This is a genomic window from Pseudomonas sp. NPDC090755, from assembly GCF_044769005.1.
Taxonomy (GTDB): domain Bacteria; phylum Pseudomonadota; class Gammaproteobacteria; order Pseudomonadales; family Pseudomonadaceae; genus Aquipseudomonas.
This window is the reverse complement of the sequence record NZ_JBIVXC010000006.1, coordinates 18,916-44,567: the sequence shown is the minus strand read 5'-3', so window position 1 is coordinate 44,567 and position 25,652 is coordinate 18,916. Positions and strand designations below refer to the sequence as shown.

Below are 25,652 nucleotides of genomic sequence, written 5' to 3'. Positions count from 1 at the left end.
GAGCACCGCCCTCGGCTGGCTCACGGTCTTAGATCTTGCCGACCAGGTCCAGCGATGGCGCCAGGGTCGCTTCGCCTTCTTTCCACTTGGCCGGGCAGACTTCGCCCGGGTGGGCGGCAACGTACTGGGCAGCCTTGATCTTGCGCAGCAGTTCGCTGGCGTCGCGGCCTACGCCACCGTCGTTGAGTTCGACGATCTTGATCTGGCCTTCAGGGTTGATCACGAAGGTGCCACGGTCGGCGATACCGGCTTCTTCGATCAGCACATCGAAGTTGCGCGAGATGACGTGGGTCGGGTCACCGATCAGCGGGTACTGGATCTTGCCGATGGTGTCCGAGGTGTCGTGCCAGGCTTTGTGGGTGAAGTGGGTGTCGGTGGACACACCGTAGATTTCCACGCCCAGGTCTTTGAACTCGGCGTAGTTGTCGGCCAGGTCGCCCAGCTCGGTCGGGCAGACGAAGGTGAAGTCGGCTGGGTAGAAGAACACCACGGACCATTTGCCCTTCAGGTCGGCGTCAGACACTTCGACGAACTTGCCCTGGTGGTAAGCAGTGGCTTTGAACGGTTTTACCTGGCTGTTGATGATAGGCATGAGTGACTCTCCTTCAGGGGTTGAAAAAACTGATGGGAGAATCGTAGCCAATGCATTGGATCAATGCTCATTGGCAAAGCTGATGTCGCTGATTGGTTTTGGCTATAAGGGAGGATACTAATAGAAGGAATATTACTGGGGCTGCTGTGCAGCCTATCGCCGGCGCTGCCGGCTCCCACAGGGTTCTCAGCCAACCACCCTGTGGGAGCCGGCATAGCCGGCGATTGAAGGCGCCGCTTAACGCGCAGGCGTACGCAGGGTGACGAACTCTTCCGCCGCCGTCGGGTGCACGCCGATGGTCTCGTCGAACTGCTGCTTGGTCGCCCCGGCCTTGAGGGCGATGCCCAGGCCCTGGATGATCTCGCCGGCATCCGGGCCGACCATGTGGCAGCCCAGCACCCGGTCGGTGTCGGCATCGACCACCAGTTTCATCAGGGTCTTTTCCTGGACCTCGGTCAACGTCAGCTTCATCGGCCGGAAACGGCTTTCGAAGATCTGCACCTTGTACCCCTGCTCCAGTGCCTGCTCTTCGGTCAGGCCGACCGTGCCGATCGGCGGCTGGCTGAACACCGCGGTCGGGATGTTCTGGTAGTCCACCGGGCGGTACTGCTCGGGCTTGAACAGACGACGGGCCACGGCCATGCCTTCGGCCAGGGCGACCGGGGTCAGCTGCACCCGCCCGATCACATCGCCGATGGCCAGGATCGACGGCTCGGTAGTCTGGTACAGGTCATCGACACGGATGAAACCACGGGCATCGAGCTCCACACCGGTGTTTTCCAGGCCCAGATTGTCGAGCATCGGCCGACGCCCGGTGGCGTAGAACACGCAGTCGGCGACCCGTTCGCGACCATCTTTGAGGGTGGCCTTGAGGCTGCCGTCGTCCTGGCGCTCGATGCGGGCGATATCGCTATTGAACTCAAGGTTCAGGCCGCGTTTCTCCAGTTCTTCCTTCAGGTGCGTGCGCACACCGCCATCGAAGCCGCGCAGGAACATCTCGCCGCGGTACAGCAACGTGGTTTTCGCCCCCAAGCCCTGGAAGATACCCGCAAACTCGACGGCGATGTAACCGCCACCGACCACCAGCACACGCTTGGGCAGGTCCTTGAGGAAGAAGGCTTCGTTGGAACTGATCGCCAATTCCTTGCCCGGGATGTCCGGCACCTGCGGCCAGCCGCCCGTGGCGATGAGGATATGCTCGGCGCTGTAGCGCTGGCCCTCGACTTCCACTTCATGGGCACCGGTCAGCCGGGCGTGGCCTTCGAGCAAGGTCACGCCGCTGTTGACCAGCAGGTTGCGGTAGATGCCGTTGAGCCGCTCGATCTCGCGGTTCTTGTTGGCGATCAGCTTGCCCCACTCGAACTGGGCATCTTCCAGCGACCAGCCAAAACCTGCGGCCTGCTCGAAGTCATCGGCAAAATGGGCGCCGTAGACCAGCAGTTTTTTCGGCACGCAGCCGACGTTGACACAGGTACCGCCCAGATAGCGGCTTTCGGCCACGGCCACTTTCGCGCCGAAGCCCGCCGCAAAACGCGCAGCACGCACACCGCCGGAACCGGCACCAATCACGAACAGATCAAAATCGTAGGCCATTTCAGTCTCCTTGCCAGGCCGACAGCATACCCCGACTCACAAGTCAGGAACAAAAAAGCCACCCGAAGGTGGCTTTTTCACACAACACCGAAGACTCAGTAAGCCTTGCCGGTCTTGTAGAAGTTCTCGAAGCAGAAGTTGGTCGCCTCGATGTAGCCTTCGGCGCCACCGCAGTCGAAACGCTTGCCCTTGAACTTGTAGGCGATTACACAGCCATCCTGGGCCTGTTTCATCAGCGCGTCGGTGATCTGGATTTCACCGCCCTTGCCCGGCTCGGTTTCTTCGATCAGTTTGAAGATGTCCGGGGTCATGATGTAGCGACCGATGATCGCCAGGTTCGACGGTGCATCTTCAGGTTTTGGCTTCTCGACCATGTTGCGAACACGGTACAGGTCGTCACCGATCAGGTCGCCAGCGATCACACCGTACTTGCTGGTTTCCTGCGGGTCGACTTCCATGATGGCAACGATGGTGCAGCGGTACTGTTTGTACAGTTTGACCATCTGCTTGAGTACGCCATCGCCTTCGAGGTTGACACACAGGTCGTCAGCCAGCACCACGGCGAACGGCTCGTCACCGATCAACGGGCGACCGGTCAGGATCGCGTGGCCCAGGCCCTTCATCTCGGTCTGGCGGGTATAGGAGAACGAGCACTCGTCGAGCAGACGGCGGATGCCGACCAGGTATTTTTCCTTGTCGGTGCCCTTGATCTGGTTTTCCAGCTCGTAGCTGATGTCGAAGTGGTCTTCCAGGGCGCGCTTGCCGCGACCGGTGACAATCGAAATCTCGGACAGTCCAGCATCCAGCGCTTCTTCAACGCCGTACTGGATCAGTGGCTTGTTCACCACCGGCAGCATTTCCTTGGGCATGGCTTTGGTTGCAGGCAGGAAGCGGGTGCCGTAACCGGCAGCCGGGAACAAGCATTTCTTGATCATATACGTCCTTAACAAGGGCTTTGCGTACGAAATTCGGCGCAGTCTAATCAGGCGGCGATCACCTTACAATGCCCCCCGCTGGCTGGCCGATGCCATGATAGAGAATTCCTAGTGTAGTTAGTTCCCCTGGTTCGTAAAATTCGCCGGCTCCGCGACCGCCTGCAGGGGCAAATCTGTACCGTTCATCGCCCGATGCACCGGCACTGTCGAATCCCTGCGCGTGCAATCGACCATCCGTACATTCCCCCGCCGGAGCGTACCCATGGACAACTACCACAACCCGCAGGTGGTCTCGCGCAGCGAATGGCTCAGCGCCCGCCGCCAGTTGCTGCTGCACGAAAAGGCCCTCACCCACCAGCGCGACGAACTCGCCAGGGCCCGCCGCGCCCTGCCCTGGGTGCGCATCGACCAGCCCTACAGCTTCGAAGGCGCCCAGGGCCGGCTGAGCCTGGCCGACCTGTTCGCCGGGCGCAGCCAGTTGCTGGTCTATCACTTCATGTTTGGCGACGGCTGGACCGAAGGCTGCAGCGGCTGCTCGTTCCTGGCCGATCATTTCGACGGCGCCAACCTGCACCTGGCCCATCACGATGTCTCGCTGGTGGCCGTGTCCCGCGCCCCCTTCGCCCAGTTCCAGGCCTTCAGGCAACGCATGGGCTGGAAATTCCCCTGGGTCTCGTCCCACGGCAGCCGCTTCAACCAGGAATTCGGCGTCAGTGCCGGCGCAGAGGGCATCAACCAGTACAACTACGAACCCTATACCGGCGACGAGACCGAACTGCCGGGCCTGAGCGTGTTCTACCGCGATGCCCAGGGCACGATCTTCCACACCTACTCAAGCTATGCCCGTGGCCTGGACATCCTGGTCGGCGCCTACAACTTCCTCGACCTGATGCCCAAGGGCCGCAACGAGGAAGGCACCATGGACTGGGTGCGCCATCACGACCGCTACGAGGGCGCCGAAGCCGATAAGCCCTGCTGCCACGACTGACCCGATTCAGAAGTACTTGAGCCAGGCAATGTCCCGACGTCGCTGTTTGAGCGCCGCGAACCCGCGTGTCGGGACATACAGCAGCAACGCCAGGAACAGGCTGCACAGCCACACGCCACTGACCTGGTCAAAGCCGAAATACGCCCCCTGGTTCAGGCCCCACACCGCGACGCCCACCAGGTACAGCGCCTTGAGCACATACAGATGCAGCAGGTAGAAGAACATAGGCGCCGCCCCGAACAACGCCAGAACCGGCACCCAGCACCGCGCCTGATGGCGTTCGAGCACTGCCAGCAGCACCAGGCACAGGCCCAGGGTCGGCAGCAGGAACATCAGCGAGGGCGGGTACTTGCGCGCACTGAGGAAACTCATGGCGGTGCGCAGTGCATCACCCGTGGCCACCCAGGGTTGCTCGCCGTAGCCATTGAGGTAACGCAGGCCGACGAACGCCAGCAGCAGGCCGCCGCCCCAGCCCAGCAACAGCCGCAGACGCTGCACAGCTTTTGTGCCTTGGGCGAACCAGGGCCCCACACCCCAGCCCAGCAGGATCACCCCGATCCACGGCAACACCGGGTAGGTGGTGCGCGCCCGGGTGACCTCGCCCAGTTCGATAAAGTCGCGCTGGTGCAGGACCGCCCAGGGCGCGAACCAGGCCGAGTCAGGGCTCAGCACCAGCGGATCGAGCAGGTTGTGACCACCGACGATCAACGCGCCCAGCCCCAGCAACCACCCGCGCGGCAGGTGCAGGGCCGCCGCCAGGACGATCATGCACAGGCCGATGCACCAGATCACCTGCAGCCACAGCGTCTGCGGCAGCAAGGTGCCGTTCCAGGCCAGATTGACCAGGGTCAGCTCCAGCAACACCAGCAGCAGCCCGCGCCCCAGCAGGAACCGCGAGGTGTCGGCGCGGCTGTGTTTCTGGCTGTAGAGCCAGGCCGACAAGCCGGTCAGAAAGATGAACACCGGCGCACACAGGGCGCTGAGCAACCGGGTGAAAAACAGCTCGGGGGCGACGCTCGACGCCTCCATCGGGTCGCCGACCTGACGATGGAGAAAGAAGGTCTCGCGCACATGGTCGAGCAACATGAACAGCATCACCAGCCCGCGCAGGGCATCGATGGATTGCAGGCGGGTACTGGCGGGTGGCATGGAGCACCTTGTCATTACGATATAATATTACATTATAGCGTTATCCCGCCGCATCCCCGCAAGGCTTTGACCTGGTGTGATCTACGATACCTTCGCGCCCACCGTACAGGTCTGCCCGGCAGGATCATCCAGCCACACCAGCCCAGCCCAACGACTGTCCCGGGGAAAGCGCTCCCTGCCGCTGCAACCGGTCAAAGGGGTTCTGCTCTGAACGCCGGGGCCTGTGTACGGGCTGCGTAGCGCTGGGCCAGCACTGCGCAGACCATCAACTGGATCTGGTGGAAGATCATCAAGGGCAGGATCATCGCCCCGATGCCGCCGCCAACGAACAGTACCTGGGCCATCGGCACGCCGGTGGCCATGCTTTTTTTCGAGCCGGCGAACAGGATGGTGATGCGGTCTTCGAGGTTGAAACCCAGCCGCCGTCCCAGGCTCGCCGTGCAGCCCAGCACCAGCGCCAGCAGCAGGCAGCAGACCAGCACCAGGGCCGCCAACCGCGGTGGCGCCACGCTGTGCCACAGGCCACTGACCACCGCATCGCTGAAGGCGCTGTAGACCACCAGCAGGATCGACCCCTGGTCGACGAATTTCAGCCAGCGGGCGTTGCGCGTGACCCAGTGGCCGATCCAGCGCCGCGCCAGTTGCCCGGCGACAAAGGGCACCAGCAGTTGCAGGACGATCTTGAGCACCGCGTCCAGGCTCGAGCCCCCGTCGCCCTCCACCCCCATCAACAGCACCACCAGCAAGGGCGTCAGGACGATGCCCAGCAGGCTCGACGCCGCCGCGCTGCAGATCGCCGCCGGCACGTTGCCACGCGCCAGCGAGGTGAAGGCGATGGCTGACTGCACCGTGGCCGGCAAGGCGCAGAGGTAGAGCACGCCCAGGTACAGCTCATCGCCGATCAACGGCAGCAGCAGTGGCGCAAGCGCCAGGCCCAGCAGCGGAAACATCACGAAGGTGCAGGCGAACACCAGCAGGTGCAGGCGCCAGTGCCCGGCCCCGGCCACCACCGCCTCGCGTGACAGCTTGGCGCCATGCAGGAAGAACAACAGGCCGATGGCCAGGTTGGTCAGCCCGCCGAACACCCGGGCGCCGTCGCCTTCGCAGGGCAGCACGGTGGCGATGAGGATCACTCCGAGCAAGGCCACGGTGAAATTGTCGAACAGCATCCGCAGGTACTTCATGGTCGGTCCCGACTTGTTATTGTGACGCGGCAGACGATAAGGTCTGCGCACCTTTGTCACTAACGCCAGCACCCCGCCAGTGTCGCCAAACGGACAACCCACCCTGCCCGAGCCCCAGGCCCTCGAGCAGCTGACCCAGCTGCCACGCCCGGTCTACGGCCACGTCCAAACCCTGCCCAACATCGTCCTGGGCTACCGCCACGCCCATCCCTGGGGGCAGTTGTCCTATGCCATCGAGGGGGTGCTGGAGGTGCACACCGACTCGGGTTTCTACCTGGTTCCACCGCAGCGCGCGGTGTGGATCCCGGCGCAGGTCCGCCACCGGGTCAGTTGCCCCGGCCAGACCTGCCTGCGCAGCCTCTACCTGGAACAGCCGCCGGCCCGCTGGTCGCCTGTGCAATGCCGGGTGATCGCGATCAACCCACTGGTGCGCGAGCTGATTCGCACCTTCAGCGAAGGGCCGGTGCACTACGACCCCAAGGGTGCCGATGGTCGCCTGGTGCAGGTGCTGCTCGACCAACTGGCACAGGCATCGCAGCAGCAATTGATGCTGCCCCTGCCCCGGGACCTGCGCCTGCGTGAGCTGTGCGAGCGTTTACAGGCGCAGCCCGACGCCGACACCCGCCTGAGTGACTGGGCCGTGCAGCAGGGCGTCTCGGAAAAGACCTTGAGCCGTTTGTTCCTGCGCGAAACCGGCTTGAGCTTTCGCCTCTGGCGCCAGCGCATGCGCCTTTTGAGCGCACTGCCGGCACTTGAGCGCGGCGAGCGCGTCACCGACGTTGCCCTGGCGTGCGGCTATGAGTCGCTATCAGCCTTCATCGCCGCGTTCAGCAAGCAGTTCGGCGTGCCGCCGGGGGCGTTCTTTCGCCAGCCGCTCAATCAGATCAATACACATGGAAGCTTGTTTGATGAATCACCCTGACAGCCGCATCACACCCGCGATGATGGCGGGGCTCGCCCTGATGCTCGGCGCAGGCCAGAGCCTGGCCGCCCCGCTCGCCGACGAACAGATCGCCGCCAGCGTCGAGGCCACGATCCGCCCGCTGATGCAGCAACAGGCCATTCCCGGCATGGCGGTGGCCCTTTCGGTCGACGGCAAGCAGTATCTCTTCAACTACGGCGTCGCCTCGACACAGACCAACCAGCCGGTGGACGCCGACACCCTGTTCGAGATCGGTTCGGTGAGCAAGACCTTCACCGCCACCTTGGCAGGTCTGGCCCAGGCCCACCGCAAGCTCAACCTGGGTGATGTCGCCAGCAAGCACTGGCCGGCCTTGAAGGGCAGCGCGTTCGACGGCGTCACCCTGCTCAACCTGGGCACCTACAGCGCCGGCGGCCTGCCCTTGCAGTTCCCCGACAAGGTCAAGGACGAGAAAGATGTGATCAGCTACTACGCCCACTGGAAGCCCGATTACGCCCCAGGCACCCACCGGCTGTATTCCAACCCCAGCCTCGGCCTGTTCGGCTACCTGGCCGCCAAAAGCCTGGGCAAGCCGTTCACCGACGTGATGAACGATGAATTGCTGCCGCAACTGGGCCTGCAACACACCTACCTGCAGGTACCGGCCGAGCAGGAAGGTCACTACGCCCAGGGCTATACCCGGGACAACAAGACGGTCCGGGTCGGCCCCGGGCCGCTGGATGCCGAAGCCTACGGGCTGAAAACCACGGCCAGCGACCTGCTGCACTTCGTTGAACTGCAGATACAGCCGCAGCCGCTGAGCATCGACTTGCAGCGCGCCATCGCCCTGACCCAGACCGGCTATTACCGGGTCGGCGAGATGACCCAGGGCCTGGGGTGGGAAACCTATCGCTACCCGGTAAGCCTGCGCCACCTGCTCAAGGGCAACTCGACCGCCATGACCCTCAAGCCGCATCCGGTGACCTGGCTCAAGCCTGCCCGCCTGCCGCCCGATACCCTGCTGAACAAGACCGGCTCGACCAACGGCTTTGGCGCCTACGTGGTCTTCGTGCCGTCCAAACGCATCGGTATCGTGCTGCTGGCGAACAAGAACTACCCCAATGACGAGCGGGTGAAAGCGGCCCACGCCCTGCTCACCGCGCTCGACCACTGAGACCTTACGGCGTGCCGTTGCGCCCGTGCAGGCGGTAGCCTTCGCGCTCGCTCAGGCGCTCGTAGTAGGCGTGAACCGCTGGCAGTTCAGGGCGCTGCAGCGGTGTCTGCATCCAGCGGTTGACCGAGAGGCCAATGGGGATGTCGGCCAGCGAGAAGTCCTGACCGCTGACGTAGGCGCCGGTACGCTTGAGCTGTTGCTCAAGAATGGTCATGTTCCGCGTCCAGTTGGCACAGGCCGCGGCCAGGGCTTGCGGGTCCTGGTGCGCGGGTGACTGGCGCACCAGCGAGAGAAAGGCATAGCGCCAGGCATCGTTGAGGTCGGTGGCCTGCCAGTCCATCCATTGATCGACCCGCGCCCGTGCCTGCGGCGCTGCCGGGTACAGGTGCTCACCGCCATAGGCCGAGGCCAGGTAGCGGATGATGCTGTTGGACTCCCACAGCACGAAGTCGCCATCCTGGATCACCGGCACCATGGCATTGGGGTTCAGTGCCAGAAAGGCCTCACTGTGGGTCGACTCGAAGCCCGAGCCCCAGTCTTCCCGCTCGAACGGCAGATTCAGTTCAGCGCAGGTCCACAGCACCTTGCGCACGTTGATCGATGAAGCCTTGCCCAATATCCGCAGCATCATTCACTCCTGTGGTTGTGCCTGACCCAGCCGTTGCAGGAACAAGCTGAACAATTCCGACTGTGACGAAACACCCAGCTTGGCATACAGGTTGCGCCGGTGCACCTTGACCGTTTCCTGGGAAATGGCCAGGCGCTTGGCAATCGCCTTGCTGGAGTTGCCGCGCAGCACCAGGCGGGCGATTTCCAGCTCGCGGGCCGATAGGGTATCGCGGCCGAAATGCGCCAGGGCCTGCTCCACCGGGGTGACCCGGGCCTGCTCGTCCTGCGCCGGGTGTTGCAGGCGCCAGTGCTGACGCAGCAGGGCCATCAGCCATGGCGCGTACACGCTCATCTGGCCCAGGTGCGCGGTCTCGAAACGCTCGCTGGCGCCGAGCGAAATCGCCAGCATCTGCCCCGGGGCCAGGTTGAGGATCAGTTGCAGTTCGTCCTCGCCGATGGCCGAACGGAAGTAGTTCCTGAAATAGTCGCTCTGGCGAAATTCGTCCGGTGCCACGTCTTCCATACGGTAGACGCCATCGGCCAGCCCCTCGCCCATGGCCTGGATGAACGGGTCGAGCAGGTACAGGCCGCTCAGGTACAGGGGCATGGGCGACGGCGCGCTGCGCAAGCCTCGATCGAATTCGGCCAGTACCACCGGTGGCTGATCACGCTCGGTGAAGATCACCAGGCCGTTGTCGAAGGGCAACATCTGGTTGAGCAGCACCAGGGTCTGCTGCCAGAAACCCGGCCGGCCCAACTGCTCGACCACCTTGGCCAGCCCCTGATGATGGGCCGCGGCTTCAAATAGGGTATGCACCGATAACTCCTGGGGGGTAACGACTGGGGGTAATCGCCAAGGGCGGGCCGAGTTCCTAGACTCTGCACCACCGGCGCGCAGTATTGCCGTTGCTCGTCCCCTTTGTCATGCGCGGCATGATCCCCCGGGCGAGCACGGACGGCCGGCCTTCGAACCTTCCCGACGGAGCAGTGCAGCATGCGTATTCGTGACCTTGGCATTCGTATTGGCATGGGCAAACCGGGCGTGTACAACGCCATCACCGATGTGCCCGGCGTACGTGTGGGCCACCACACCCTGCACCGTGAAGACGGCGAGCTGGCGGTGCACACCGGCGTCACGGTGATCGAGCCACGGCCCCAGGCGGCGCATCTGCAGCCCTGCTTTGCCGGGGTGCACGTGCTCAACGGCAATGGCGATGCCACCGGCCTTGAGTGGATCCGCGAAGCCGGCCTGCTGACCACGCCGATCGCCTACACCAACACCCACAGTGTCGGCGTGGTCCGCGATGCGCTGGTCAGTGCCGAGCGTGAAATGGGCAAGCAGCGCACCTACTGGTGCATGCCTACGGTGCTGGAAACCTATGACGGGGTGCTCAACGACATCTGGGGCCAGCACGTGACCGCCGAGCATGTCCAGGCCGCCCTGGCCGACGCCCGCACCGGCCCTGTGGCCGAAGGCTGCGTGGGCGGCGGCACCGGGATGATCTGCCACGAGTTCAAGGGCGGTATCGGCACCGCCTCGCGGGTGCTGGAGGCGCAGGCCGGCGGCTGGACCGTCGGCGCCCTGGTTCAGGCCAACTACGGGGTGCGCGAGGCGCTGCGGGTCGGCGGCTATCCGGTGGGCCGGGTGCTGGGCGAGCTGCCCTCGCCCTTCCGTGGCCGCGACAACGTCGGTGAGGCCGGCATGGGCTCGATCGTCGTCACCCTGGCCACCGACGCGCCCCTGCTGCCGCACCAATGCACCCGCCTGGCCCAGCGCGCCAGCGTCGGCCTGGCCCGGGTCGGCGGCGGCACCGAAGACACCAGCGGCGACATCTTCCTGGCCTTCTCGGTGGGCAACAGCGACTTGCCGGTGACCAATGTCGGCCGCCCGGGCATGCCCACCACCACCGTGCAGATGGTCAACAACGACCACATTTCAGCGCTGTTCGGCGCAGCGGCAGATGCGGTGGAAGAAGCCATACTCAATGCACTGCTGGCCGCCACCGACCTGCACGCCAACGGCAACCAGGCCCTGGCGCTCAAGCCCGAACAACTGCTCCAGGCGTTGCAGGCCGTGGGCTGGAAAGCCGATCCAGAAGTTCAGTAAGGGGCCCGGGCACAAAGACACTCGTTGCAGCAACAATTTCTCGGTATGGTGGTGTGCAGAAGATGGACGTTTAACCGCTCACAGGAAAACCAGAATGCCCCAACGTGAAGTTATCAATGCATCTGTCAGCCCCAAAGGCAGCCTGGAAACACTGTCCCAACGAGAAGTACAGCAACTGAGTGAAGCCGGATCCGGCAGTCTCTACACCCTGTTCCGCCAGTGCGCGCTGGCCATCCTCAACACCGGCGCGCATGTCGACAACGCCAAGACCATCCTCGAAGCCTACAAGGACTTCGAGGTGCGCATTCACCAGCAAGACCGCGGCGTGCGCCTGGAGCTGCTCAATGCCCCGGCCGACGCCTTCGTTGATGGCGAAATGATCGCCAGCACCCGTGAAATGCTCTTCAGCGCCCTGCGCGACATCGTCTACACCGAAAGCGAACTGGCCAGCCAGCGCATCGACCTGGAAAGCAGCCAGGGCATCACCGACTACGTCTTTCACCTGCTGCGCAACGCGCGCACCCTGCGCCCGGGCGTGGAGCCGAAGATGGTGGTGTGCTGGGGCGGTCACTCGATCAGCAGCGAGGAATACCAGTACACCAAGAAGGTCGGCCACGAGCTGGGCCTGCGCAAGCTGGACGTCTGCACCGGTTGCGGTCCGGGGGTCATGAAAGGGCCGATGAAAGGCGCAACCATCGCCCATGCCAAGCAACGCATGAGCAGCAGCCGCTACCTGGGCCTGACCGAACCCGGCATCATCGCCGCCGAGGCGCCCAACCCGATCGTCAACGAACTGGTGATCCTGCCGGACATCGAGAAACGCCTGGAAGCCTTCGTCCGCGTCGGCCACGGCATCATCATCTTCCCCGGTGGCGCCGGGACCGCCGAAGAGTTCCTGTACCTGCTCGGCATTCTCATGCACCCGGACAACCGCGACCTGCCGTTCCCGGTCATCCTCACCGGTCCCCAGAGCGCCGAGCCCTACCTGCAGCAACTGCACGCCTTCGTGCGCGCCACCCTGGGCGATGAGGCCCAGGAGCACTACAAGATCATCATCGACAACCCGGCCGAAGTGGCCCGGCAGATGGTCGAAGGGCTCAAGGAGGTCAAGCAGTTCCGTCGCGAGCGCAACGATGCCTTCCACTTCAACTGGCTGCTGAAGATCGAAGAAGGCTTCCAGCGCCCCTTCGACCCAACCCACGAAAACATGGCCGGCTTGCAACTGCGCCATGACCTGCCGGCCCATGAACTGGCGGCCAACCTGCGCCGGGCGTTCTCCGGGATCGTGGCCGGCAACGTCAAGGACAAGGGTATCCGCCTGATCGAGGAGAAAGGCCCGTACGAAATCAACGGTGATGCCGCCGTGATGCAACCCTTGGGCAAACTGCTGGAAGCCTTCGTCGCCCAGCACCGGATGAAACTGCCCGGTGGCGCCGAATACGTGCCCTGCTACCGCGTCGTGAGCTGACCCAGCCCCTCCCCCAGATTGCGGGCACGGCCTGTGCCCGCAACATTTGCTGCCATTTTCCTACACTCTTCAGTGAACCTGCCTGTAGAAACATGGTCTGTCAGCCTGGCGGCCTGCGCGCACGCCCAGACTCACCGGCCCACGCATCGGGCTTTTTATGTTTATTCACGCGAAGACCACCATGCCTAACTCTCCCCTCCTGCGCCCGCGCAACCGACTTGTCATCGGTTTGATCGCTACCCTGATTGGCCTGAGCGGCACCGTGCAGGCCGAAGAAACCACCAGCAACGAACGCTGGGTCAGCGACAGCCTGACCACCTACGTGCGCAGCGGCCCTACCGATGGCCACCGCATCGTCGGCAACCTCAAGTCCGGACAGAAAGTCACCCTGCTCGGCACCCAGGGCAACTACAGCCAGGTGCGCGGCGAAGCCGGCGATACCGTGTGGATTCCCAGCAACGACCTGCAAAGCGTCCCGGGCCAGGCCGAACGCCTGCCGCAACTGACCGAGCAGGTGACCCAGCTGGGCGACAAGCTGAAAACCATCGACGACAGCTGGAAATCCCGCGTGCAGGGCATGCAGGAGACCCTGGACTCGCGCAAGACCCTGATCGATGAGCTGGAAGCACGTAACAAGGCACTCACTGCCGAACTGAGCGACACCCAGTCGGACCTGCGCAGCACCCAGGCGCGCCTGGGGGATGAGAACAAGCAGGTGTTGATGCGCTACATGGTCTACGGCGGCGGCATCGCCGGTGCCGGCCTGCTGGTCGGCCTGATCCTGCCGGCCCTGACCCGTGGACGCAAGCGCAACGACCGCTGGTTCTGATCATGGGCAGCGGCCCCTGGCGCCTGCTGGGCGCCGATGGCGTCGAATACCTGAGCGACCAGCCTGGGCAACTGGGTGGTCATCGGCGCAGCAAGGTCTATGGTCGCCTCGATTGCCCGTGCGCCATGCGGGCCATCGCCCGGGGCGGCTACGTGAAACACCGGGTGTTCTTCCTCGACGCCGAAACGGCCCGGGCGGCGGGCTATCGACCCTGTGCGGTGTGCATGCGATCGTAGCCCGCTCCCACCGATCGCAACCACTCGATCATCACCCCGATCCGCAACGGCATCGGCTCGCGTGGTGGGTGCACCAGGTAATAGCCCTGCCCGGCCACGGGCTCGAAATCGCCCAACGGCAGGATCAACACCCCCTGGTCGATCAACGGCTGCACCAGTTGCCGACGCCCCATGGCCACACCGACATGGTTGCTCGCGGCAACCGCGCACAGGTCTGAACGGTCGAACGTCAGAGCGGCACTCGGAAGACAAGCCTGCACCCCACGCCCCCGCGCCCAGCGCTGCCACTCGGCATCGAAAGCCGCATGCTCCCAGGCCAGGGCGTCGTGCAGCAACGTGCACTGGCGCAATTGCCCAGGATCACCGATCAAGCCGTGGCGCTCGGCATACTGCGGGCTGCAGACCGGCGCCAGTTGCTCGGTCATCAGCAACTGACTGACCAGCCCGGGGTACTCGCCGTCGCCATAGAGCAAGGCCAGGTCGATGTGCCGGGCACGGAAGTCCACCGCCTCGTTGCCGGTGCGGATGTCCAGGCTGATCTGCGGGTAGCGCTGCTGGAAATCCGCAAGCCGGGGCACCAGCCAGCACTGGGTGATGGACGGCCGGGCATACAGGGTCAAGGGACCGCTGATCGTCGACGTTTCTTGCAGCGCCTCCTCCAGACCCTCCACCAACCCCTGCACCAGCCGGTACAGCCGTTCGCCCTCTGGCGTCAGGCGAATGCGCCGGGTCAGGCGTTCGAACAGGCGCACCTCGAGCGCCTGCTCCAGGCGGGCAATGCGATGGCTGACCGCGCTCGGTGTCAGGCACAGCTGCGCGGCTGCCAGGGTAAAACTCAGGTGCTGCGCCACCACGGCAAAGGTGTGCAGGTTGGCGAACTGGGCGCCGGTCAGGCGCGTGCCAAGTCGCGGTGGCAGGTTGAGCATGCTCAGTGCCCGGCCAGCTCGGCGCGGCCCTTGGCCAGGTAGGCGTCCATTTCCGCGCGCGGCACCATGCTGCCGCCGGTGCCCCACACCAGGTGGGTGGCCCGGGCCATGCGTTCATCACTGAGCCCCAGGCGCTGGCGATAGCCCTGCTGCTCCTGCAGCACCCGGACCATGCCCGGTACCCCGGCCAGCGCCGAAGGTTCAAGCTCCTGGCCGTCACTGGCTTGCAACTGCGCCAGCAAACGGTACAGGGTGGCGTCGTCGACCGTGTAGTAACCGTCGATCAGGCGCTGCATGGCCCGTCCGACAAAGCCCGAGGGCCGGCCCACCGCCAGGCCGTCGGCGGCGGTCTGGTTGTCGATGCCGAAGTCATACACCGACACGCCATCGTGCAACCCGGTGTAGACGCCCAGCAGCATGCAGGGCGAATGGGTCGGCTCGGCGAACAGGCAATGCACCGCATCGCCGAACACCAGTTTCAGGCCGAAGGCCACGCCGCCGGGGCCGCCGCCCACACCACAGGGCAGGTAGACGAACAGCGGATGCTCGGCATCGACCTGGATGCCCTTCTCGATCAACTGGCGCTGCAACCGTTCGGCGGCCACCGCGTAGCCGAGGAACAGGTTGCGCGAGTTCTCGTCGTCGACGAAGTGACAGCGCGGGTCGGCCTCGGCCTCGCGGCGCCCCTGCTCCACCGCCACACTGTAGTCGGCGCTGTATTCGCGCACCTCCACGCCATGGCTGCGCAGGCGGTCCTTCTTCCATTCCCGGGCATCGGCCGACATATGCACCGTGACCTTGAAGCCCAGGCGCGCACCGATGATGCCGATCGACAAGCCGAGGTTGCCGGTGGAGCCCACAGCAATACTGTACCGGTGGAAAAAAGCCCGGGCCTGGTCGCTGTCGAGCCTGGCGTAATCATCTCCCGGCCTGAGCAGGCCTTCGGTCAGGGCCAGGTCCTCGGCGTGCTTGAGGACCTCGTAGATACCGCCCCGCGCCTTGATGGAGCCGGAAATCGGCAGCAGGTTATCGGCCTTGAGCCATAGCGCGGCGCCTTCAGGCAACTGATGCTCGGCACGCAACTGCGCCTGCAAGGCCGGCAGCGGCAACAGCGGCGACTCGATCAGACCGTTGCAGGGCCTCGTCTTGGCATAGGCGCGCTCGATGAATGGCGCGAACCGCTGCAAGCGCTCACTGGCATCGCGCACATCCTCGCCACTGAGCGGCACATCGCCCAATGCCTGCGCGCTCGGCGCGATCTGCGGGTTGAACCAGCTGACCGGCCGCAACGCCACCAGGTCGGCGATCAGCGGGTGGGTCTGGCACCAGGCGTCCAGGGGTTTCTCCAGCGGCATTGCAGGGCTCCAGCGATGGTCGGATAGCGCCATTAAGCGACAGCCACCCCGCGCTTTACAACCGATGGTTGCGCCGCCCATGGATGATCCCAGTTCATCCATGGACCGCCGTGCAGACCGCCCCACTTCTGCTACCTTGGGAGAACCCACTTCTTCTGCAACAACCTCAGGTGACCCATCATGGCGCGCACCACCCCCATCGAGCTGTACCGCAATATCGGCATCGTCGCCCATGTTGACGCCGGCAAGACCACCACCACCGAACGCATCCTGTTCTACACCGGGGTCAACCACAAGATGGGCGAGGTGCACGACGGCGCCGCGACCATGGACTGGATGGCCCAGGAGCAGGAACGCGGGATCACCATCACCTCGGCGGCCACCACCGCGTTCTGGCAGGGCTCGACCAAGCAATTCGCCGACAAGTACCGCTTCAACATCATCGACACCCCCGGCCACGTCGACTTCACCATCGAGGTGGAGCGGTCACTGCGGGTACTCGACGGCGCCGTGGTGGTGTTCAGCGGCGCCGATGGCGTCGAGCCGCAGTCGGAAACGGTCTGGCGACAGGCCAACAAATACCATGTGCCGCGCCTGGCCTACATCAACAAGATGGACCGCCAGGGCGCCGACTTCCTGCGCGTGGTCAAGCAGATCGACCTGCGCCTGGGCCACCACCCGGTGCCGATCCAGCTGGCCATCGGTGCCGAGGAACACTTCGCCGGGCAGATCGACCTGGTGAAGATGAAGGCCATCTACTGGAACGAAGCCGACCAGGGCACCAGCTACCGCGAAGAAGACATCCCTGCCGAGCTGCTGCCGCTGGCCCAGGAATGGCGCGCACATATGGTCGAGGCCGCGGCGGAAGCCGACGACGAGCTGACCATGAAGTTCCTCGACGGCGAGGAACTGAGCATCGAGGAGATCAAGGCCGGGCTGCGCAAGCGCACCCTGAACAACGAGATCGTCCCGACCATCCTCGGCTCGTCATTCAAGAACAAGGGTGTGCCGCTGATGCTCGATGCGGTCATCGACTACTTGCCCGCGCCGTCCGAAATCCCGGCGATCAAGGGCACCGACCCGGACGACGAAGAGAAGCATCTGGAGCGCCACGCCGACGACAATGAGCCGTTCTCGGCCCTGGCCTTCAAGATCGCCACCGACCCGTTCGTCGGCACCCTCACCTTCGCCCGGGTGTACTCCGGTGTACTCAGTTCCGGCAATGCCGTGCTCAATTCGGTCAAGGGCAAGAAAGAGCGCATCGGCCGCATGGTGCAGATGCACGCCAACCAGCGCGCCGAAATCAAGGACGTCTGCGCCGGTGACATCGCCGCGCTGATCGGCATGAAGGACGTCACCACCGGCGATACCCTGTGCGACATGGACAAGCCGATCATCCTCGAACGCATGGACTTCCCCGACCCTGTGATCTCGGTGGCGGTAGAGCCCAAGACCAAGGCCGACCAGGAGAAAATGGGCATCGCCCTGGGCAAGCTGGCCCAGGAAGACCCGTCGTTCCGGGTCAAGACCGACGAGGAAACCGGCCAGACCATCATCTCCGGCATGGGCGAGTTGCACCTGGACATCATCGTCGACCGCATGCGCCGCGAATTCAACGTCGAGGCCAATATCGGCAAGCCCCAGGTGGCCTACCGCGAGAAGATCAGCAACACCTGCGAGATCGAAGGCCGCTTCGTCCGCCAGTCCGGTGGGCGCGGCCAGTACGGCCACTGCTGGATCCGCTTCTCCCCCGGCGACGAGGGCAAGGAAGGGCTGGAGTTCATCAACGAGGTCGTTGGCGGCGTGGTACCGCGCGAATACATCCCGGCGATCCAGAAAGGCATCGAGGAGCAGATGAAGAACGGCGTATTGGCCGGCTACCCGCTGATCAGCCTCAAGGCAGCGGTCTATGACGGCTCCTACCACGACGTCGACTCCAACGAAATGGCCTACAAGATCGCCGCGTCCATGGCCACCAAGCAGCTGTCGCAAAAAGGCGGCGCGGTGCTGCTAGAGCCGGTGATGAAGGTCGAGGTGGTGACGCCCGAGGAGTACCAGGGCGATATCCTCGGCGACCTCAGCCGGCGCCGGGGAATGATCCAGGATGGCGACGAGACCCCGGCCGGCAAGGTGATCCGCGCCGAGGTGCCGCTGGGCGAGATGTTCGGCTACGCCACGTCGATGCGTTCGATGACCCAGGGCCGGGCCAGCTTCTCGATGGAGTTCACCAAGTACGCCGTGGCGCCGGCGAGCATCAGCGAAGCGATCATCAAGAAACAGGGGTGATCGCAGGCTTCGCCTGCTCCCACAGATACAGCGGCGCCCCTATGTCCCTGTGGGAGCCTGCGATGAGGCCATCAATGACCGGGTCGACGATCCTGAAGGTAGCCCTTGAGGTAGTCGATCCAGGCCCGCACCTTGCGCGGCACATGCCGGGTGTCCGGGTACAGTGCATACACGCTCTGCCTGGCAAACCGCCAGGACGGCAAGGCATCGAGCAGTCGGCCACAGGCCAGGTCCTCGGCCACCAGCCACGACGGCAGCAACGCCACCCCCATGCCCGTTAGCGCGAACGCCCGGAGAATCGAGGCATTGTCGGCAACCAGCGGCCGTTCGCCTCGTCCCTGGTACTGCACTTCATTGCCCCGGGCATCGTGCAGCAACCAGCCGGGCTGCTGCTCGAAGCGGCTGTGCACTATCTGCGGCAACTGGGCCAGGCGCTCCGGGTTGTCGAGCAGGTCAGTGCCTTGCGCCAGCAACGACGGCGCCAGTACCAGGCGTACCTCGTAGCTGTCCAGGCACACCCCGCGATAGCTGGAGTCGTGCGGCTGGCCAAGGCGGATGGCCACGTCGAAGCCATCGCGCAGCAGATCGGCCTGGGCCGTGTGGGTCTGCAGGCGCACGCGCAGGTCGGGATGCTCGCGGCAAAAGCCCTGCAACGCCGGAGCCAGTACCATGACGCCGTACTCCACCGTGGAGGTGATACGCAGGCAGCCCTGCAACCCCGCATGCTCGCCCCGCGCCTCGTCGATGGCGATACGTGCGTGCTCCAGCACCTGCTGGCAGTGGCCGTAAAAGCGTTCGCCGGCTTCGGTCAGAGCAAGACGCCGGGTTGTACGACTGAGCAAGGTCACCCCCAGCTCAGCTTCCAGCTGCTTGATGTTGAAACTGACGGCGGCGCGGGTCTGGCGCAGGTGCACGGCGGCGCCGGTGAAGGAACCGGCCTGGACCACCGCGCAGAACAACTCGAACCGGTCGAGACTGACCATGGGTATCGCCCTGGATTGTCAAAATAATTCGCACAATCTGGCGAATCCAACGGCCTTATACAAGTGTTTCGAGCGCTCTAGACTGCGCCCTCGCCCCCTCGCTGGCTGCTACACCATGCCTTATCGCTCGAAAGTCACCCTGATATTCCTGTTCGGTTTTGCCCTGGACCTGCTCAACATGTTTGCCCTCAACAGTGCCTATCCGTTGCTGGGCCAGGAACTGAATGCATCGGTGATGCAACTGAGCGGGGTCGCCAACCTGTACCTGATCGGCCTGAGCCTGGTGATTCCGCTCGGTACTTGGCTCGCGCTGCGCATCGGTGAACGCCAGACGCTGTTGTTGTCACTGGTGCTGTTCGGCCTGGGCACCCTGCTGGCGGCCATGGCGTCCTCGATCGACAGCCTGTTGCTCTGGCGACTGCTTCAGGGGCTGGGCGGCGGCCTGTTGATACCGGTGGGCCAGGCCATGGCCTACCGGGCCTGTCCACCCCGCCAGCGTCCTGCGCTGACCGCCCAGGTGATGATGATCGCCCTGCTGGTCCCGGCCCTGTCACCCGCCCTGGGCGGGCTGCTGGTGGATCACCTCAGTTGGCGCTGGATCTTCCTGGCGCTGCTGCCGCTGGTGTTGCTCACCGGGCTGCTGGCCCTGGCCTGGCTGCCGGCCAGGGAGCCGGTCAGCCACAGCGCACACCTGCTCGACCTTGGCCTGCTACGCCAGCCGCTGCTGCGCACCGCGATGCTGGTGTACCTGTGCGTGCCCGGCGTGTTCATCGGCGCCAACCTGGTGGCGACGCTCTACCTGCAAGATCAACTGCACCTGAGTGCCACGGCCACCGGCGCACTCATGCTGCCGTGGTCGCTGGGCGCCTTGCTGGCCATTGCCCTGGTGCGCTGGCGTTTCAATCCGACAGGGCCGCGCGCCCTGCTGTGTGCCGGCATTCTGCTGCAGAGCCTCGCCCTGGTTGGCCTCAGCCTGCCCGGGCTGGCCCTGCACCCCTACGGCCTGGTGCTGGTTTTCGCCCTGCTGGGCCTGGGCAGCAGCCTGTGCAGCAGCAGCGCGCAAAGCCTGGCGTTTCTCGCCATCGCCCCGCAACGCATGGCCGCCGCCAGCGCCTTGTGGAGCCTCAACCGCCAGCTGAGTTTCTGCCTCGGCGCGGCCGTACTGGGCGCGGTGCTCAATGCCTGGTTGCCCGCACCCGAGGCCTACCGGCAGGTGTTGCTGCTGGCGGCAGGGCTGTCCCTGCTGGCACTGCCTGCCGTGCTCACGTTGCCCGGGGCCTCGGCCCTGGGGCGCCTACATCCTTGTCCCGAGTCTTGAACATGCCTACCGAAAACCGCTGCTTTGACGAAATTCTCGACGTACACATGCTGATCCAGCACTGGCTGGCCGGCCAGGCCGCACCTGAGCAACTGGGCGAGCTATTGGCGCATTTCAGCCCGGACTTTTCGATGATCGGGCTGTCGGGACAGCGGCTGGACCATGCGGGCTTGCAGAGGGTGTTCCACGCGGCCCATGGCACACGACCGGACCTGCTCATCCAGATCGACGAACCACAGCTGATCCGCCACAGTCAGCACGTGAGCCTGGTCAGCTACCGGGAACGACAGATCGATGCCCGGGGCCGGCACAGCGTGCGCCGATCGACAGCGGTGTTCGAGCATCTGGACAACGGCGAACTGCGCTGGCTGCACTTGCATGAAACGCCCTGCGGCTGAACCGGCCAGTCGGGAGCATGGGCAAAGGCGTTGCCCGGTTGCCGATCAAGGATCACACTTGAAGTGAACCGCAGTTATTCGACCAGGCAACTGGAAACGAGTATCGACAGCCATGAGAAAGGTCAACGCAGCCTACCCGACCAGCCTGCAGATCGACTTCGTCCAGGACACCTTTTTCGGTCCCGTGGCCCACAGCGCGCAATGCGAAGTACAACTGGCGCCGCTCAACCTCAACGGCCTGCCAGGGTTGCAGATGCAGGTGCGCGCGCCAGTGCCGGACAAGCTCGAACGCAGCCACAGCCTGGCCTTTACCTGGGAAGGTCGGACCTACCGGGGCATCGTCCATTATCACCGGCGTTGTGACGACGGCGGCTTGCAGTTGCAGCTGGAGCTGCAATAGGCGCGGGCCAGGGGCGATGCGCCCCATCGCCGGCGCCCACAACGGCACGAAGCGTGGGCTCAGACAATGGTGCTGGGCCGGAAGTCGCCCGGGCTTCGGTTCAGGCGCCGCTCTTCGCGTATCTGATCGACCAGGGCATGCACCTCGTGGCAGGTGGTCAGGCTGTCCAGGCGAACCTCGGTGACCAGCAGGTTGTCGCCCTGCCCAAGCCGAATGGTCAGCCACACACCATCCGGGCAACTGACTTCGCAGATATCGGGCAAGAACGCCCGCTCGATCAGTTGTCGCAGTTCAAGGGTTGAGACGCCAATCAGTGACATGGGGCGATCCTCTGTCGGAAAGACCGACTGCTCAGTAATCACCTGAGAGCCGGTGAATGCCAATTGATATTGCCCATGCACCCCCGTAGCGCTCATGCACCCCGGCAATCACAACAGGCCCTGTTTACTGGGAAGCCCCGTCACGACTGTAAGTTCACCGCGAAAGCGCCAGGGCCCGATGGGCGGGCCAACCCGACCGTTCGTCCAGCAGCCCCCAACAAATTTCAAACTTTGCCAGTGCCCGCGCCACCCAATCTGTGTGAGGCAACTGCCTTGCACTTCCATTGCAACCAGAGGAAGCACATCATGGCTAACAAAGATACCCAACTGGGCAATCAGGGCAACCGCGGCACTTTCGCCGATGACCGGCAAAAAACCTCCGACGCCGGCAAGAAAGGCGGCCAGGCTTCCGGTGGCGGCGCCGGTGGCCAGCCCCGCAAGCCCGACATGGGCAAGGAAGACCGCAAGCCAAGTGGCGGCGGCCGTAGTTGACCCAGCCGCGACCGACGCGCCTTCGGTGCGTCGGTCATGAGGCCTGCCCATGAGCCAGCAGGTAATTCACTTCCACTGCCAGATCGACCAACGCACCACCGAGCGCTTCCGTGACCGCTGCCTGCAGGCGATCGACGAGGGCGCCAGCGAATTGTTGCTTTACCTGTCGACCACAGGCGGTAGCACCAACTTCGGCTTTTCCATCTACAGCCTGATCAAGTCGCTGCCAGTCCCCATCACAGCGGTCAATGCCGGCAACATCGAGTCCATGGGCATCATCATGTACCTGGCCGCCGGAGTGCGCATCGCCTCCCCGCATTCACGCTTTCTGATCCACCCCATGACCTGGCACTTCAGCCAGAGCGCAGTGGACCACTCGCGCCTGCGTGAATACCTGTCGAGCCTGAACAACGACCTGGAGCGCTATGTGCGTATCTTCGAGCTGGAAACCCAGCAGGCCGAGCGCAAGCTGGACATCTTCCAGTGCCTGTCGGCCGAGGAAAAGGTCATCCCCGCCTACGACTCGCTGGTCTGTGGCATCGCCCACCGCCTGGAGCAGGTGGTATTCGCCAAGGACACCCGTCACCTGACGATCAGCGGCGACGATTGAAATCCGATTGAATTTTTTCCCCGCCGGCGGACTCATTCATTGCAGTGCAAGGCATTTCCTGACAACCGCTCTGAAAGGATCCTCAAAGGCCCATGAACGACGCCAAACTGTTTGTGATCGACTACCAACTTCACGGTGCGCCCAAGTCCTTCATCATTCGCGCAGAGAAGATGGACAACGCCGAAGCCTGGCACTGGGCGAGCTGCGACGCCGGTGTGGGCAGGATTGGCCGCTATGGCCAGGAAAAGGTCAAGAAGGTCAGCAAGCCCCTGGCCGAACGCTATGGCATCACCGAGGTGACCTGGCGTCAGTCCCGCTGAGGGGCCGCAAGCCAGGCCCACAGGTGCTGCGCCGCGTAGGCCCGCCACGGGCGCCAGGCCAGGGCGCGCTCGGCCAGTTGCGCATCGGCGCTCTCCAGCAGGCGCAGGGCCTTGGCCAGCGCCACATCCCCAAGCGGAAAGGCATCGGCCGCCCCCAGCTGGCGCAAGGCCAGGTACTGGGCACTCCAGGGCCCGATGCCGCGCAGCCGGCACAAGCGCGTGACCCAGGCCTGCAGGTCGGCATCGGCCCGGAGCAAGCGTGGATCGTCCAGCAGCGCCCGGGCCATGCCCGACAGGGTCGCCGCCCGCGAGCGTGGCATACCCAGGTCACTGAGGTCGACGTCTGTAATCGCCTGCGGCAGCGGAAACACATGGGTCAACCGCTGATCGGCGATCAGCGCCTTGGCCAGCGGTTGCCCATGACGGGCAACCAGGCGCCCGGCCAGGGTCATGGCCCCGGCCACGCTGATCTGCTGGCCCAGCACCGTGCGCATCACCTGCTCGAACGGCTCCCAGCCGCCGGGCACGCGCAGCCCCGGGCGCGCCGCGATCAGGCGCGCCATCAGCGGGTCACGCCTCAACTGGGATTCGATTACGTGGGGATCGGCATCCAGGTCGAACACCCGGCGTACCCGGGCAATAAGGCCCGGCAGTAACGATGCAGGCAGGCCACTGACCGACAGCGCCAAGCGTTGCCCTGCGCCAGGGCGGCAGTGGATGACACCCTGGCGCCCCGCCACCAACACGGTACGCCGGTACACCCCGGCCTCCAGCGCTTCGATACCGGCTATCGAACGCGCAGCAAGAAAACCGAGCATCGAGGGCCAGTGATAGGGTGCACGGTAGCCCAGCCAGACCGTGATCGTCGGCCCGTGGCGCACGCAGCGCCGGTAGCCTTTGAGGTGAGCCGGTGTGTTCATTGACTGACCCGCATTCTCCTTGACGCTGCAAGCATACAAAGAATGGTCTGCCAGAACGACATCAGCCGGGCTGCACAAGCGCCCGGCTGACGAGTAGCGAAGGGTTTACTTACCCTGGGTGAGCGTGGTGTAGCTGGTGATCAGGTTGCGGTAGTCGGGGATATGGTTGGAGAACAGGGTGCCCAGGCCCTCGATGTCGTTGCGCCAGTCGCGGTGCAGCTCGCAGGCAAGGCCAAACCAGGTCATCAGCTGGGCGCCGGCCTGGGACATGCGGTTCCAGGCCGAATCGCGGGTCAGCTCATTGAAGGTACCCGAGGCATCGGTCACCACGAAGACATCGAAGCCTTCCTCCAGGGCCGACAGCGCCGGGAAGGCCACGCACACTTCAGTCACCACACCGGCGATGATCAGTTGCTTCTTGCCGGTGGCCTTGACCGCCTTGACGAAATCCTCGTTGTCCCAGGCGTTGATCTGGCCCGGGCGGGCAATGTACGGTGCCTCCGGGAACAGGGCCTTGAGCTCGGGCACCAGCGGCCCGTTGGGGCCGGTCTCGAAACTGGTGGTGAGGATGGTCGGCAGCTTGAAATACTTGGCCAGGTCACCGACCGCCAACACGTTGTTCTTGAATCTGTCCGGCTCGATGTCGCGCACCAGCGACAGCAGGCCGGCCTGGTGATCGACCAGCAGGACAGCGGCGTTGTTCTTGTCCAGGCGTACGTAGGGTTTGCTCATGGTCCAACTCCTTGCTGTGATTAGCCGGCACCCGAAGGCACCGGACATGAGGGATCAGCGTTGCGAGTCCAGGGTTTCGTTGTCGCGAGCCACTTGCTGGGCCTTGAGGTAGCTTTCGATCAGCAACTGGTAGTGCGGGAAAACGGCACTGTACGCTTCGGCCCACTGCTGGGCGTCTTCACGGTTCCAGGTGCGCTGTACTTCAGAGCACACCGCCGCGGTGTCCATGGGCACCACACCGGCCTGCACGACGCGCGCCAGGGTGATTTCCTGGGCCATCTTCGAGTACGTGCCGCTGGCATCGATGACCGCAAATACTTTATAGCCTGCATTGACCGCACTGATGCTCGGGAAGGCCATGCACACGCTGGTGATGGTGCCGGCAATGATCAGGGTCTTGCGCCCGGTCTTCTCCACCGCAGCGACGAATTCGGGATTGTCCCAGGCGTTGATTTCACCTTTGCGTGCAACGTACTGGGCATGGGGCGCCGCTTCGTGGATTTCCGGAATCAACGGACCGTTGGGGCCCTGGGGCACGGATGCGGTAGTGATCACCGGCATTTTCGCGAGGCTCGCGACCTTGGCCAGGGTGATGGCATTGGCCCGCAGTTCAGTCATGGGCATGTCCTTGACCGTCTGGAACAGGCCACTTTGATGGTCGATCAGCAACATCACGGCATCATCGGGGTCGATGCGCGGGACCTGACCATTGAAGTTGGCAACGTTGGCAAATGTACTCATGGCACGTTCTCCTTGGGAACGGGCCGCCAGTTGTGCCGGCAGCCCAGGGCGAAGACCGACCGTGCCGGCCGGCCTTCGGGTTTAAG

28 protein-coding genes are annotated in these 25,652 nt (G+C 64.2%); 14 read left to right on the top strand and 14 right to left on the bottom strand.

The genetic code is table 11. From position 1 onward, the window contains the following. Positions 1–28: 28 nt before the first annotated feature. From ahpC to galU, 3 genes are all read right to left on the bottom strand, one after another. The gene (gene ahpC / locus ACIQUS_RS11510) at positions 29–592 is read right to left on the bottom strand and encodes an alkyl hydroperoxide reductase subunit C (protein WP_128325693.1); all 564 of its coding nucleotides are present in this window, start codon (positions 590–592) and stop codon (positions 29–31) included. Between the two features lie 237 nt (positions 593–829). Further along, the gene (gene gorA / locus ACIQUS_RS11505) at positions 830–2,185 is read right to left on the bottom strand and encodes a glutathione-disulfide reductase (RefSeq protein WP_403046939.1); all 1,356 of its coding nucleotides are present in this window, start codon (positions 2,183–2,185) and stop codon (positions 830–832) included. A 95-nt stretch (positions 2,186–2,280) separates the two neighbouring features. After that, entirely contained in the window at positions 2,281–3,120 is an 840-nt protein-coding gene (gene galU / locus ACIQUS_RS11500) for a UTP--glucose-1-phosphate uridylyltransferase GalU (RefSeq protein ID WP_403046936.1), read from the bottom strand. Positions 3,121–3,382: 262 nt separating this feature from the next. Between galU and ACIQUS_RS11495 the strand changes: the two genes are divergently transcribed. Then, on the top strand, positions 3,383–4,108 hold the full coding sequence (locus ACIQUS_RS11495) for a DUF899 domain-containing protein (protein WP_403046933.1): 726 nt from the start codon (positions 3,383–3,385) through the stop codon (positions 4,106–4,108). Between the two features lie 6 nt (positions 4,109–4,114). On the opposite strand, the gene ACIQUS_RS11490 is transcribed toward ACIQUS_RS11495, so the two are convergent. Both ACIQUS_RS11490 and ACIQUS_RS11485 read right to left on the bottom strand, forming a co-directional pair. Further along, entirely contained in the window at positions 4,115–5,257 is a 1,143-nt protein-coding gene (locus ACIQUS_RS11490) for a DUF1624 domain-containing protein (protein ID WP_403046930.1), read from the bottom strand. Between the two features lie 191 nt (positions 5,258–5,448). Then, entirely contained in the window at positions 5,449–6,441 is a 993-nt protein-coding gene (locus tag ACIQUS_RS11485; RefSeq protein WP_403046927.1) for a bile acid:sodium symporter family protein, read from the bottom strand. Between the two features lie 79 nt (positions 6,442–6,520). On the opposite strand from ACIQUS_RS11485, the gene ACIQUS_RS11480 reads away from it, so the two are divergent. Both ACIQUS_RS11480 and ampC read left to right on the top strand, forming a co-directional pair. After that, positions 6,521–7,363 (top strand): AraC family transcriptional regulator, encoded by an 843-nt coding sequence (locus tag ACIQUS_RS11480; RefSeq protein WP_403046924.1) that lies wholly within the window; start codon positions 6,521–6,523, stop codon positions 7,361–7,363. A 19-nt stretch (positions 7,364–7,382) separates the two neighbouring features. Beyond that, on the top strand, positions 7,383–8,516 hold the full coding sequence (ampC, locus tag ACIQUS_RS11475; RefSeq protein WP_403047402.1) for a class C beta-lactamase: 1,134 nt from the start codon (positions 7,383–7,385) through the stop codon (positions 8,514–8,516). Between the two features lie 4 nt (positions 8,517–8,520). Here ampC and ACIQUS_RS11470 read toward each other — a convergent pair whose 3' ends face one another. Then, positions 8,521–9,144: a glutathione S-transferase family protein gene (locus ACIQUS_RS11470; RefSeq protein ID WP_403046922.1), complete on the bottom strand. Its 624-nt coding sequence runs from the start codon at positions 9,142–9,144 to the stop codon at positions 8,521–8,523. A 3-nt stretch (positions 9,145–9,147) separates the two neighbouring features. Then, positions 9,148–9,942: a LuxR C-terminal-related transcriptional regulator gene (locus ACIQUS_RS11465; RefSeq protein WP_403046919.1), complete on the bottom strand. Its 795-nt coding sequence runs from the start codon at positions 9,940–9,942 to the stop codon at positions 9,148–9,150. Between the two features lie 177 nt (positions 9,943–10,119). On the opposite strand from ACIQUS_RS11465, the gene ACIQUS_RS11460 reads away from it, so the two are divergent. From ACIQUS_RS11460 to ACIQUS_RS11445, 4 genes are all read left to right on the top strand, one after another. Continuing rightward, positions 10,120–11,232, top strand: coding sequence for a P1 family peptidase (locus ACIQUS_RS11460; protein WP_403046916.1), 1,113 nt, complete (start codon positions 10,120–10,122; stop codon positions 11,230–11,232). Positions 11,233–11,326: 94 nt separating this feature from the next. Further along, positions 11,327–12,700 (top strand): nucleotide 5'-monophosphate nucleosidase PpnN, encoded by a 1,374-nt coding sequence (gene ppnN / locus ACIQUS_RS11455; RefSeq protein WP_403046913.1) that lies wholly within the window; start codon positions 11,327–11,329, stop codon positions 12,698–12,700. A 181-nt stretch (positions 12,701–12,881) separates the two neighbouring features. Beyond that, positions 12,882–13,529 (top strand): TIGR04211 family SH3 domain-containing protein, encoded by a 648-nt coding sequence (locus ACIQUS_RS11450; RefSeq protein WP_403046910.1) that lies wholly within the window; start codon positions 12,882–12,884, stop codon positions 13,527–13,529. Positions 13,530–13,531: 2 nt separating this feature from the next. After that, entirely contained in the window at positions 13,532–13,765 is a 234-nt protein-coding gene (locus tag ACIQUS_RS11445; RefSeq protein WP_403046908.1) for an Ada metal-binding domain-containing protein, read from the top strand. Here ACIQUS_RS11445 and dsdC read toward each other — a convergent pair. Both dsdC and dsdA read right to left on the bottom strand, forming a co-directional pair. Then, on the bottom strand, positions 13,732–14,691 hold the full coding sequence (dsdC, locus tag ACIQUS_RS11440) for a DNA-binding transcriptional regulator DsdC (RefSeq protein ID WP_403046905.1): 960 nt from the start codon (positions 14,689–14,691) through the stop codon (positions 13,732–13,734). The genes ACIQUS_RS11445 and dsdC overlap by 34 nt on opposite strands. Positions 14,692–14,693: 2 nt before the next feature. Then, positions 14,694–16,046, bottom strand: a complete 1,353-nt coding sequence (dsdA, locus tag ACIQUS_RS11435) for a D-serine ammonia-lyase (protein ID WP_403046902.1) — start codon at positions 16,044–16,046, stop codon at positions 14,694–14,696. A gap of 180 nt (positions 16,047–16,226) precedes the next feature. On the opposite strand from dsdA, the gene fusA reads away from it, so the two are divergent. Next, positions 16,227–18,332 (top strand): elongation factor G, encoded by a 2,106-nt coding sequence (fusA, locus tag ACIQUS_RS11430; protein WP_403046900.1) that lies wholly within the window; start codon positions 16,227–16,229, stop codon positions 18,330–18,332. Between the two features lie 71 nt (positions 18,333–18,403). Here the strand turns inward: fusA and ACIQUS_RS11425 are convergent, their stop codons facing one another. After that, positions 18,404–19,315, bottom strand: coding sequence for a LysR family transcriptional regulator (locus tag ACIQUS_RS11425; RefSeq protein ID WP_403046897.1), 912 nt, complete (start codon positions 19,313–19,315; stop codon positions 18,404–18,406). A 115-nt stretch (positions 19,316–19,430) separates the two neighbouring features. Between ACIQUS_RS11425 and ACIQUS_RS11420 the strand changes: the two genes are divergently transcribed. The 3 genes from ACIQUS_RS11420 (at position 19,431) to ACIQUS_RS11410 (ending at position 21,431) form a co-directional block, all read left to right on the top strand. Further along, positions 19,431–20,633 carry an MFS transporter gene (locus tag ACIQUS_RS11420; protein WP_403046894.1) on the top strand — a complete coding sequence of 401 codons (1,203 nt, stop codon included), beginning with the start codon at positions 19,431–19,433 and terminating at the stop codon, positions 20,631–20,633. 2 nt (positions 20,634–20,635) lie between these two features. Next, positions 20,636–21,031: a DUF4440 domain-containing protein gene (locus ACIQUS_RS11415; RefSeq protein WP_403046891.1), complete on the top strand. Its 396-nt coding sequence runs from the start codon at positions 20,636–20,638 to the stop codon at positions 21,029–21,031. Positions 21,032–21,143: 112 nt separating this feature from the next. Continuing rightward, positions 21,144–21,431, top strand: coding sequence for a hypothetical protein (locus ACIQUS_RS11410; protein ID WP_403046889.1), 288 nt, complete (start codon positions 21,144–21,146; stop codon positions 21,429–21,431). Between the two features lie 59 nt (positions 21,432–21,490). Here the strand turns inward: ACIQUS_RS11410 and ACIQUS_RS11405 are convergent, their stop codons facing one another. Next, on the bottom strand, positions 21,491–21,751 hold the full coding sequence (locus tag ACIQUS_RS11405; protein WP_403046886.1) for a DUF1652 domain-containing protein: 261 nt from the start codon (positions 21,749–21,751) through the stop codon (positions 21,491–21,493). 306 nt (positions 21,752–22,057) lie between these two features. Here ACIQUS_RS11405 and ACIQUS_RS11400 point away from each other — a divergent pair, with 306 nt between their 5' ends. The 3 genes from ACIQUS_RS11400 (at position 22,058) to ACIQUS_RS11390 (ending at position 23,173) form a co-directional block, all read left to right on the top strand. After that, the gene (locus ACIQUS_RS11400) at positions 22,058–22,243 is read left to right on the top strand and encodes a KGG domain-containing protein (protein ID WP_403046883.1); all 186 of its coding nucleotides are present in this window, start codon (positions 22,058–22,060) and stop codon (positions 22,241–22,243) included. Between the two features lie 49 nt (positions 22,244–22,292). Next, on the top strand, positions 22,293–22,853 hold the full coding sequence (locus ACIQUS_RS11395; RefSeq protein WP_403046879.1) for an ATP-dependent Clp protease proteolytic subunit: 561 nt from the start codon (positions 22,293–22,295) through the stop codon (positions 22,851–22,853). Between the two features lie 92 nt (positions 22,854–22,945). Continuing rightward, positions 22,946–23,173 (top strand): DUF6555 family protein, encoded by a 228-nt coding sequence (locus ACIQUS_RS11390; RefSeq protein WP_403046876.1) that lies wholly within the window; start codon positions 22,946–22,948, stop codon positions 23,171–23,173. Here the strand turns inward: ACIQUS_RS11390 and ACIQUS_RS11385 are convergent. From ACIQUS_RS11385 to ACIQUS_RS11375, 3 genes are all read right to left on the bottom strand, one after another. Beyond that, positions 23,161–24,093 (bottom strand): DNA-3-methyladenine glycosylase family protein, encoded by a 933-nt coding sequence (locus ACIQUS_RS11385; RefSeq protein ID WP_403046874.1) that lies wholly within the window; start codon positions 24,091–24,093, stop codon positions 23,161–23,163. The two genes, ACIQUS_RS11390 and ACIQUS_RS11385, sit on opposite strands and share 13 nt — an antisense overlap. Positions 24,094–24,198: 105 nt before the next feature. Then, complete coding sequence (ycaC, locus tag ACIQUS_RS11380) at positions 24,199–24,825, bottom strand: isochorismate family cysteine hydrolase YcaC (protein WP_403046871.1); 627 nt, start codon at positions 24,823–24,825, stop codon at positions 24,199–24,201. Between the two features lie 54 nt (positions 24,826–24,879). Then, a complete protein-coding gene (locus ACIQUS_RS11375; RefSeq protein ID WP_403046869.1) occupies positions 24,880–25,566 on the bottom strand; it encodes a hydrolase in 687 nt (228 codons plus the stop codon). Positions 25,567–25,652: the final 86 nt, after the last annotated feature.

What these genes read in the sequence shown, in the direction of transcription:
- ACIQUS_RS11470 (WP_403046922.1), bottom strand. Translation starts at nt 9,144, where the DNA reads ATGCTGCGGATATTGGGCAAGGCTTCATCGATCAACGTGCGCAAGGTG.
- ACIQUS_RS11425 (WP_403046897.1), bottom strand. Translation starts at nt 19,315, where the DNA reads ATGGTCAGTCTCGACCGGTTCGAGTTGTTCTGCGCGGTGGTCCAGGCC.
- dsdA (WP_403046902.1), bottom strand. Translation starts at nt 16,046, where the DNA reads ATGCCGCTGGAGAAACCCCTGGACGCCTGGTGCCAGACCCACCCGCTG.
- ACIQUS_RS11400 (WP_403046883.1), top strand. Translation starts at nt 22,058, where the DNA reads ATGGCTAACAAAGATACCCAACTGGGCAATCAGGGCAACCGCGGCACT.
- ACIQUS_RS11415 (WP_403046891.1), top strand. Translation starts at nt 20,636, where the DNA reads ATGCCTACCGAAAACCGCTGCTTTGACGAAATTCTCGACGTACACATG.
- ACIQUS_RS11450 (WP_403046910.1), top strand. Translation starts at nt 12,882, where the DNA reads ATGCCTAACTCTCCCCTCCTGCGCCCGCGCAACCGACTTGTCATCGGT.
- gorA (WP_403046939.1), bottom strand. Translation starts at nt 2,185, where the DNA reads ATGGCCTACGATTTTGATCTGTTCGTGATTGGTGCCGGTTCCGGCGGT.
- ACIQUS_RS11385 (WP_403046874.1), bottom strand. Translation starts at nt 24,093, where the DNA reads ATGAACACACCGGCTCACCTCAAAGGCTACCGGCGCTGCGTGCGCCAC.
- ampC (WP_403047402.1), top strand. Translation starts at nt 7,383, where the DNA reads ATGATGGCGGGGCTCGCCCTGATGCTCGGCGCAGGCCAGAGCCTGGCC.
- ACIQUS_RS11395 (WP_403046879.1), top strand. Translation starts at nt 22,293, where the DNA reads ATGAGCCAGCAGGTAATTCACTTCCACTGCCAGATCGACCAACGCACC.
- ppnN (WP_403046913.1), top strand. Translation starts at nt 11,327, where the DNA reads ATGCCCCAACGTGAAGTTATCAATGCATCTGTCAGCCCCAAAGGCAGC.
- dsdC (WP_403046905.1), bottom strand. Translation starts at nt 14,691, where the DNA reads ATGCTCAACCTGCCACCGCGACTTGGCACGCGCCTGACCGGCGCCCAG.
- ACIQUS_RS11420 (WP_403046894.1), top strand. Translation starts at nt 19,431, where the DNA reads ATGCCTTATCGCTCGAAAGTCACCCTGATATTCCTGTTCGGTTTTGCC.
- ACIQUS_RS11375 (WP_403046869.1), bottom strand. Translation starts at nt 25,566, where the DNA reads ATGAGTACATTTGCCAACGTTGCCAACTTCAATGGTCAGGTCCCGCGC.
- ACIQUS_RS11490 (WP_403046930.1), bottom strand. Translation starts at nt 5,257, where the DNA reads ATGCCACCCGCCAGTACCCGCCTGCAATCCATCGATGCCCTGCGCGGG.
- ACIQUS_RS11390 (WP_403046876.1), top strand. Translation starts at nt 22,946, where the DNA reads ATGAACGACGCCAAACTGTTTGTGATCGACTACCAACTTCACGGTGCG.
- ACIQUS_RS11460 (WP_403046916.1), top strand. Translation starts at nt 10,120, where the DNA reads ATGCGTATTCGTGACCTTGGCATTCGTATTGGCATGGGCAAACCGGGC.
- ahpC (WP_128325693.1), bottom strand. Translation starts at nt 592, where the DNA reads ATGCCTATCATCAACAGCCAGGTAAAACCGTTCAAAGCCACTGCTTAC.
- ycaC (WP_403046871.1), bottom strand. Translation starts at nt 24,825, where the DNA reads ATGAGCAAACCCTACGTACGCCTGGACAAGAACAACGCCGCTGTCCTG.
- ACIQUS_RS11405 (WP_403046886.1), bottom strand. Translation starts at nt 21,751, where the DNA reads ATGTCACTGATTGGCGTCTCAACCCTTGAACTGCGACAACTGATCGAG.
- fusA (WP_403046900.1), top strand. Translation starts at nt 16,227, where the DNA reads ATGGCGCGCACCACCCCCATCGAGCTGTACCGCAATATCGGCATCGTC.
- ACIQUS_RS11410 (WP_403046889.1), top strand. Translation starts at nt 21,144, where the DNA reads ATGAGAAAGGTCAACGCAGCCTACCCGACCAGCCTGCAGATCGACTTC.
- ACIQUS_RS11495 (WP_403046933.1), top strand. Translation starts at nt 3,383, where the DNA reads ATGGACAACTACCACAACCCGCAGGTGGTCTCGCGCAGCGAATGGCTC.
- galU (WP_403046936.1), bottom strand. Translation starts at nt 3,120, where the DNA reads ATGATCAAGAAATGCTTGTTCCCGGCTGCCGGTTACGGCACCCGCTTC.
- ACIQUS_RS11445 (WP_403046908.1), top strand. Translation starts at nt 13,532, where the DNA reads ATGGGCAGCGGCCCCTGGCGCCTGCTGGGCGCCGATGGCGTCGAATAC.
- ACIQUS_RS11485 (WP_403046927.1), bottom strand. Translation starts at nt 6,441, where the DNA reads ATGAAGTACCTGCGGATGCTGTTCGACAATTTCACCGTGGCCTTGCTC.